The 8,356-nt window shown below is 69.0% G+C and carries 6 protein-coding genes; all 6 read left to right on the top strand.

What is annotated here, in order from left to right:
- Window positions 1-61: 61 nt before the first annotated feature.
- Window positions 62-2,341 (top strand): NACHT domain-containing protein, encoded by a 2,280-nt coding sequence (locus tag ACTHMF_RS14655; RefSeq protein ID WP_440318602.1) that lies wholly within the window; start codon window positions 62-64, stop codon window positions 2,339-2,341.
- Between the two features lie 195 nt (window positions 2,342-2,536).
- On the top strand, window positions 2,537-3,823 hold the full coding sequence (locus ACTHMF_RS14660; protein ID WP_440318604.1) for an MFS transporter: 1,287 nt from the start codon (window positions 2,537-2,539) through the stop codon (window positions 3,821-3,823).
- A 181-nt stretch (window positions 3,824-4,004) separates the two neighbouring features.
- Window positions 4,005-5,183 (top strand): Gfo/Idh/MocA family protein, encoded by a 1,179-nt coding sequence (locus ACTHMF_RS14665; RefSeq protein ID WP_314149628.1) that lies wholly within the window; start codon window positions 4,005-4,007, stop codon window positions 5,181-5,183.
- Window positions 5,180-6,346, top strand: a complete 1,167-nt coding sequence (locus ACTHMF_RS14670) for a dihydrodipicolinate synthase family protein (RefSeq protein ID WP_440318606.1) — start codon at window positions 5,180-5,182, stop codon at window positions 6,344-6,346. Before ACTHMF_RS14665 ends, ACTHMF_RS14670 begins: the two co-directional genes overlap by 4 nt.
- Entirely contained in the window at window positions 6,343-7,212 is an 870-nt protein-coding gene (locus tag ACTHMF_RS14675) for a sugar phosphate isomerase/epimerase family protein (protein WP_440318608.1), read from the top strand. Before ACTHMF_RS14670 ends, ACTHMF_RS14675 begins: the two co-directional genes overlap by 4 nt.
- 5 nt (window positions 7,213-7,217) lie before the next feature.
- Window positions 7,218-8,356, top strand: a 1,139-nt coding sequence (locus ACTHMF_RS14680; RefSeq protein ID WP_440318612.1) for a glycerate kinase, incomplete at its 3' end; no start/stop codon positions are given.

Consider the following 8,356-nt stretch of genomic DNA (forward strand, 5'->3'; position numbering starts at 1 on the left):
GAGGCTGCAGGGGGATGAGGTCAGAACGCGCGGTCATCCCTTAGTCACTAAAGGGGGAATTGTGGGGCTTGTCCCAGAGGAAAGCGGTTCGGAATTCGAGCAGCGGGGCCTAGTGCTCGCCCGAGCGCTGCACGACCCGATGGGCACGCAAGGCGCGATCATGTACGCGGGACGCGAGCGTGACGGACTTTTCGTGAGTCACGACGACATTCACGCTTATGAGTTCACAACGCTCGCGACCAAAGAAAAAGCGATCAAGGACGCCGAGAAGCTCGCAGAGCTCCTAAAGGCAGTCGGCGCCCGGGCAGGTAATCCTCTCAAGGCTCGCACGGGATGGTTTGTGACTCGTGCCGAGCCCACCGCTGATCAACGCTCCGCAGTTGAGGCTGTTGCGTCGCGCGTCGGCGAACGCATTCACGCAATAAGCATCGCAACGCTGCACCAGCGCATCTGCAATTCCGAGCTCTACATTCAGTCGCGCGACAACGCACCTTTCGGCAGCATCACGTTCGGTGCATCGGCGAACAGCCCTGCTGCTAACGTTCCGATTGAAGTCAAACGTGCGAGTGGCGAGTCCGTAAGCCTCGAGGACATGGGATCGCAGCTAATTGCCGGGAACCGCGTTCTCATAGTCGGCAATTACGGCGTAGGAAAGAGCCATACGCTACGCGAGCTCTACCGCCGCTTACGGAAGGAACATTTCAAGCGTGGGAAACTGACCCCGTTTCCCATCCACATCAATTTGCGTGACTGTGCTGGACTCAAAACCCCAGCAGAGATTCTTCGACGGCACGCAGAGGAGATTGGTTTCGAACATCCCGATGGGCTGATCTCTGCTTGGCGCGCTGGCGCGTGCGTACTCCTGCTCGATGGGTTCGATGAGATCGTGCCGAGTAGGTGGCTCGGCGGTGCGGCCGATGTGAAGACCGTCCGGTGGGAGGCCCTGAGCCCCGTACGTCGCCTCGTCAACGAGACGCCCTCCCAGGCAGGGATTGTGGTCGCTGGCCGGTCCCACTACTTCTCCGGCTCGGCGGAGATGGTGTCGGCGCTCGGGTTCAAGGCTCATGAGCAATACAGCGTCCCGGATTTCGACGAGGGCCAACTCGCCGAATTCTTACGTCAATCCGGTGTCACCTGGACCGTCCCCGAGTGGGTCCCTATGCGACCGCTGCTGCTCGGGTACTTGGTGTCCATTGAGGCTGCCAATGCCTCATCGGTTGCTGGCGCCGTAACCAGAGCCGCTGGGTGGCGTCGATTCATCGATGCCATCTGTGAACGCGAAGCCCAAATGTTCAGCGCAGTACGACCTGAGACTATTCGGGACATCGTGGCGCGGGTCGCAACGCTCGCTCGTTCTCGTGCCGATGTCACTGGTCCGATCGATATGGACATGCTCAGGAGCGCCTTCGTCGCGGTCAACGGGATCCAACCAGACGAGGAGGGTCTTCAGCTACTTCTGCGCCTACCGGGCCTGGCGGTTTCGGACCCACGAGATCAAACAGACATGCGCCAGTTTGTTGACCGCGACCTTGCCGACACCGCCTACGGGCTTGACCTCGCTGCTTACGCGACCAGCCCGTACGGGGAGAGCCATCCCCTTGGATCGATCGCTTCGTGGGTGTCCGCCGCAGACGAGCTAGGCGTTGAGGTAGCCGCCGCGGAGCTTACTGGGATGGGGCTCAATGTCGGGTCCGTTGTGGCCGCACTCGTGAATCGGGAGAAGTCCGAGCGTTTTGATGCCGTGATGGCAGATCTGCTCCGTGTAGGAACCGAGATGACGTGGGACGGCCGGCAGCTGACCAACACATTTCTGGTCGTGGGCGTCTACTTCGAACAACTGCTTCTCTCGGACCATCCTTTACTTGGTGCCACCACATTCAAGGACTGTGTGCTCGAGCGTCTCGATGTGTCCGGCCTCGACGAGCACTCCGCTGTACCCCACTTTCAACAAGCGATGATCGGGTTTATCGACGGCCTTGCGAGTTTGCCGCCGTGGATGGAGCCAAATTTCGCTGAGTGCGAGATTGAGCGGTTCAGCACAGCTACGCAAACGACCGCAGGAATCATGGGACTCAAGATCGACCGCGACTCACGGATCGCGCTGACAATCTTTAAGAAAGTGTTTGGTCAGCGCGGCTCGGCGCGCAAGGAGGGCGCACTGACTCGAGGGCTGAGCTTGGCCGATCGCTCTCATGTCCCAGCGGTGATCGAGGAGTTGATCTCGCAGGGATGGATCTATCGTTCAGTATCCGGAAACTCCGTGCTTTTTGTTGGGGCGAAGGAGCGTCGTAAAGATGCGATGCGAGTGCTCGAGGCACCGGGAGATTTCAAGCTGCGATAGGGCAAATATAGGCGAGAACGAAATCAGCCCGCCGAAATGCGCGAATCGTTGGTAACGAGAAACACTCCCTCAATCGAGAGTGTCGAAGCGCTCCCCACCGCGGGTTGACTCCCACGCCGCGGCGACTATCCTTACCGCTGGTAAGCGCTTTCTCGCGCGCGTGCCGATCACAGCCGATCGGAAAGGGTAACCGTCGTGTCCGACACCGCAACCGTCTCCACCCGCCTCAGCCCCGACCAGCGGAACGCCTTCGCGGCGTCGCTGCTCGGCTGGATGATGGACGCCTTCGACTACTTCATCATCGTCCTCGTCTACGCCGACATCGGCGCCGAGTTCGGCGTCCCGCTCGAGCAGATGGCGTTCCTGACCACCATCACGCTCATCATGCGTCCCGTCGGCGCGTACCTGTTCGGGCTCTGGGCCGACCGGGTGGGACGGCGCATCCCGCTGATCGCGGACGTCTGCTTCTACTCCGTCGTCGGGTTCCTGTGCGCGTTCGCGCCGAACTTCACCGTGCTGTTCATCCTGCGCCTGCTCTACGGCATCGGGATGGGCGGCGAATGGGGCCTCGGCGCCGCGCTCACCATGGAGAAGGTGCCGCGCACCCGCCGCGGGCTGTACTCGGGCATCCTGCAGGCCGGATACTCGGCCGGCTACCTGCTCGCCGCGCTGGCGTTCCTGCTCGTGCACTCGGTCTTCGGGCTGAACTGGCGCTGGCTGTTCGCGCTCAGCATCCTGCCCGCGCTGATCTCGCTGATCATCCGGTCGCGCGTGCGCGAGTCCGAGGTGTGGGAGAACACCCGCGACACCATGCGCAAGGCGAACACCTCCATCCGGCGCGTGTTCTTCGACGGGAAGGTGCTGCGCCGCTTCGTCTACCTGGTGCTGCTGATGGCCGCGTTCAACTGGATGAGCCACGGCACGCAGGACATCTACCCGACGTTCCTGAAGTCCACCGAGAACGGCGGCGCCGGGCTGGATGCGGCGACCGCCGGCTGGATCGCCGTCGTCTACAACGTGGGCGCCATCGTCGGCTGCATCGTGCTGGGGTCGCTGTCCGACCGCTGGGGCAGGAAGGCGACGATCATCCTGGGTGCAGCGCTGACGCTGCCGATCATCCCGATCTTCGCGTTCTCGACGACCGCGGGGATGCTGTGCCTGGGCTCCGCGCTCATCCAGTTCACGACGCAGGGCGCGTGGGGCGCGATCCCCGCCCACCTCAACGAGATGTCGCCGAACGCGATCCGCGGCTTCTATCCCGGCGTGACGTATCAGCTCGGCAACGTGATCGCCGCGTTCAACCTGCCCATCCAGCAGGCGCTCGCGCCGCAGTGGGGATACGGCTGGGCGATGGCCTCGACCGTCGCGATCGCGGCGGTGGCGGTGATCGTCCTCACCGCGCTCGGCAGGCAGGCGCACGGCATCGACTTCCGCGCCGAGGGCGCCGCCATCCCCGGGACTCCCGCCCGCACTACCTCGTAAGCCGCGCCAGCGCGCTCCCGAGGGGCGCGTCGTGTCGCTTCTCGCGTCCGAAAGCGACAACGACACGCCCCTCGCGCGCGGGCGGCGGTGCGGGTGTTGACGCGGCGAAGGGCTGTGGGTACGCTGCTGGTAAGCGCTTTCCCACACGAATCCAGGGGCGCACACCGACAAAGGAGTACACGTGTCGTCCATCGGCATCATCATGAACGGCGTCTCCGGACGCATGGGCTACCGGCAGCACCTGGTGCGGTCGATCCTCGCGATCCGCGAGCAGGGCGGTGTGCTGCTCTCCGACGGCCGCCGCGTGCAGGTCGAGCCGCTGCTCGTCGGCCGCAGCGAGGAGAAGCTCGCCGAGCTGGCGAAGCGCCACGACATCCCCGACTACACCACCGACCTCGACGCCGCCCTCGCCGACGACCGCTGGCAGATCTACGCGGACTTCCTGGTCACCAAGGCGCGCAGCGCCGCCATCCGCAAGGCCATCGCCGCAGGCAAGGCGATCTACACCGAGAAGCCGACCGCCGAGAGCTTCGAGGAGGCGCTCGAGCTCGCCAGGCTCGCGAACGAGGCCGGTGTCAAGAACGGCGTCGTGCACGACAAGCTGTACCTGCCGGGGATGCGCAAGCTCAAGCGTCTGATCGACTCCGGCTTCTTCGGCCGCATCCTCTCGGTGCGCGGCGAGTTCGGCTACTGGGTGTTCGAGGGCGACTGGCAGGCCGCCCAGCGCCCCAGCTGGAACTACCGCGCCGAGGACGGCGGCGGCATCGTCGTCGACATGTTCCCGCACTGGAGCTACGTGCTCGAGAACCTGTTCGGCCGCGTCGAGTCCGTGTACGCGCAGGCGGTCACCGAGATCCCGCAGCGGGTCGACGAGCAGGGCAGGCCCTACCCGGCCACCGCCGACGACGCGGCGTACGCGATCTTCCAGCTCGCCGGCGGTGTGACCGCCCAGCTCAACTCCAGCTGGACCACCCGCGTCAACCGCGACGAGCTGGTCGAGTTCCAGGTGGACGGCACGCACGGCAGCGCGGTCGTCGGGCTGTTCGGCTGCAAGATCCAGCCGCGCAACGCCACTCCCAAGCCGGTCTGGAACCCGGACCTCGCCGACGAGCACGACTACGCCGCCGACTGGATCGAGTCCCCGGCGAACGAGGTGTTCGAGAACGGCTTCAAGACGCAGTGGGAGGAGTTCCTCCGCCACGTGCTCGAGGACGGCCCCAACCACTACGACTTCCTCGCCGGCGCGCGCGGCGTCCAGCTGGCCGAGCAGGGCCTGCTCTCCTCGCGCGAGGGCCGCCGCATCCAGCTGCCCGAGGTCGTGCTGCCCGAGCCGGCCGCGCTCGCCGGGGCTGCACGATGATGAAGACGGCGCAGGCGACCGCCCTGGGCGCCACCCTGCTCAGCCCCGACGGCACCACAGCGACCGCCGGCCTCGGCGCGGCGCCCGCCTACGAGCGCCCGGCCGCACCGCTGCGGTCCCGGGTCGCCTACGCGGCCGCGCACGTCATCCCGAAGCCGTGGGGCGACAACGTCCCCGGCGCCCCGGCCGACATCGACTGGGATGCGACGCTCGCCTTCCGCCGCCACGTCTACTCGTGGGGGCTCGGCGTCGCCGACGCGATGGACACCGCGCAGCGGAACATGGGCCTGGATGCGGCGGCGACGCGCGAGCTGATCGCACGCAGCGCCGCCGAGGCGCGCGCCGTCGGCGGCAGCGTCGTCGCCGGCGTCAACACCGACCACGTCGACGAGGAGCGCATCGCGCTGGACGCCGTCGTCGACGCGTACAAGGAACAGCTGCACTTCACCGAGGACGCCGGCGCCGGCGTCGTGCTGATGGCGAGCAGGCACCTGGCGCGCGCCGCCGAGTCGCCCGCCGACTACGAGCGCGTCTACGCCGAGGTGATCGCGGCCGCGGGCGCCCCGGTTGTGCTGCACTGGCTGGGCGAGGCGTTCGATCCCGCCCTCGCCGGCTACTTCGGCGGCGCGGACACCGTCCTGCGTATCATCGAGGCCGGCGGCGAGAAGGTCGCCGGGATCAAGATGAGCCTGCTGGACGCGGACGCCGAGATCGCGCTGCGCTCGCGCCTGCCCGAGCACGTCCGGATGTTCACCGGGGACGACTTCAACTACGTCGGCCTCATCCAGGGTGACGGCGCCGAGCACTCGGACGCCCTGCTCGGCGCGTTCGCGGCGCTCGCCCCCAGCGCGTCGGCGGCCATCCAGGCGCTGGACGCGGGGGACGAGCAGCGCTACCGCGACATCCTCGGCCCGACCGAGGCGCTGTCCCGGCAGATCTTCGCCGCGCCCACCTATTACTACAAGACCGGCGTCGCCTTCCTGTCCTGGCTCAACGGCCACCAGGACGCGTTCAGCATGGTCGGCGGCCTGCACGCGGCGCGCAGCCTCCCGCACCTGTCGGAGATCGTCCGGCTGGCGGCGGCATGCGGCGCGCTGGAGCGGCCGGACCTGGCCGCGCAGCGCTGGTCCGACCTGCTGCGCCTGAACGGGGTGGACGCATGAGCCCGGACCCGCGACTGTCCATCAACCAGGCGACCATCAAGTACGCGAGCCTCGCGGATGCGCTGCGGGTCACCGCGGATGCCGGCGTGGGCGCCATCGGCCTGTGGCGCGAGCCCATCGCCGAGGTCGGCCTCGCCCCGGCGACGCGGATGGTCGCCGACTCCGGCCTGCGGGTCTCCAGCCTCTGCCGCGGCGGCTTCTTCACGGCGGTCGAGGGCGAGGAGCGCCGCGCGGCACTGGAGACGAACCGGCGCGCGATCGAGGAGACGGCCGCGCTCGCCGCGGCGGGCGCTCCCGGCTCCGCCGCCGTGCTCGTGCTCGTCGCCGGAGGCCTGCCTGCGGGCTCGACCGACATCGCGGGCGCCAGGGCGCGGGTCGCCGACGCGATCGCCGAGCTGGAGCCGGAGGCGCGCGCCGCGGGCGTCACGCTCGCCATCGAGCCTCTCCACCCGATGTACGCGGCCGACCGCGCCGTCGTCTCGACGCTCGGTCAGGCGCTGGACATCGCCGAGCCGTTCCCCGCGGAGTCGGTCGGCGTCGTGGTGGACACCTTCCACATCTGGTGGGACCCGGAGGTGCTCGGGCAGATCGCCCGCGCCGGCGTCGAAGGCCGCATCGCGAGCTACCAGGTCTGCGACTTCCTCACCCCGATCCCGGCGGACGCGCTGCTCGCGCGCGGGATGATGGGCGATGGCCACGTGGACTTCGGGAGCCTGACGCGCGCGGTGGAGGCGACCGGGTACGCGGGCGATATCGAGGTGGAGATCTTCAACGCCGAGATCTGGGCGGCCGACCCGGCGTCGGTCGTCCAGCGGACGGTGCGCGCGTTCGGCGAGCACATCCCGCTCGGTTCTGTGCCAGTGTGACCAGGGTGAGCACGGTCGTCGTCGCCCCCGACTCGTTCAAGGGGTCCGCCTCCGCGACGGAGGTCGCGTCCGCGCTCGCCGACGGCTGGCGCAGCGTGCGTCCGGGAGACGTGGTGCGGCTCGCGCCGATGGCGGACGGCGGCGAGGGGACGCTCGACGCGTTCGAGGTCGCGGTGCCTGGAGCGGTCCGTCACCCGGTGCGGGTGACGGGGCCGTCCGGCGACGAGGTCGATGCGAGCTGGCTGCTGCTGCCGGACGGGACGGCCCTGGTCGAGCTCGCCGAGACGAGCGGACTCGGCCTGCTGCGCCGGCCCGCCCCGCACGACGCCCACACGATCGGCTTCGGTCAGGCCATCGCGGCGGCACTCGACGCCGGCGCGACGGCACTGCTGCTCGCCATCGGCGGCAGCGCATCCACCGACGGGGGTGCCGGCGCGCTCACCGCGCTCGGCGCCCGACTGCTCGACGCGGACGGCCGGCCCGTGCCGCCGGGCAACCGCGGCCTCGGGACGCTCGCGCGCGTCGACCTGGACGGCCTGCGCCCGCTCCCTCCCGGCGGCGCCCGCGTCCTGAGCGATGTGACCAGCCCGCTGCTCGGCCCGTCCGGCGCTGCTGCGGTCTTCGGGCCGCAGAAGGGCGCGACCGCGGCGGACGTGGCGGTGCTGGAGGCGGGGCTGGCGCGGTTTGCGGGGGTTGTGGGTGGTGGTGCGGGTGGTGCGCATGCCGGCTCCCGGGGCGCCGATCCGGCCGCGTCGGGCGCCGGCGCTGCCGGAGGCACCGGGTTCGGGTTGATGCTGTGGGGCGCGACGGTGTCGGCCGGTGCGGCGGCGGTCGGCGAGGCCATCGGGCTGCCCGCGCTCGTCGCCCAGGCGGACGCCGTGCTGACCGGCGAGGGCCGCTTCGACAGCCAGTCCGCAGCGGGAAAGGTGCCCGACTACGTCGCCGGGCTGGCCGCCGCGGCGGGCGTGCCCGTCTACCTCGCCGCCGGCTCCATCGCGGCCGACCCGCGCGTGTTCGCGGCCGCCGCCGAGCTCGCCGCCCTCGCCGGCGGCGTCGACGCGGCGATCGCAGACCCCTTCCGCTGGGCCCGCGGGGCCGGCGCCGCCCGCGCGCGGGCCCACGCCACCCGCGTGGCGCCCGCCCC

The organism is Leifsonia sp. (assembly GCF_051955155.1).
GTDB lineage: Bacteria > Actinomycetota > Actinomycetes > Actinomycetales > Microbacteriaceae > Leifsonia.

Coding starts and splice junctions, on each gene's coding strand:
- ACTHMF_RS14670 (WP_440318606.1), top strand. CDS start 5,180: ATGATGAAGACGGCGCAGGCGACCGCCCTGGGCGCCACCCTGCTCAGC.
- ACTHMF_RS14675 (WP_440318608.1), top strand. CDS start 6,343: ATGAGCCCGGACCCGCGACTGTCCATCAACCAGGCGACCATCAAGTAC.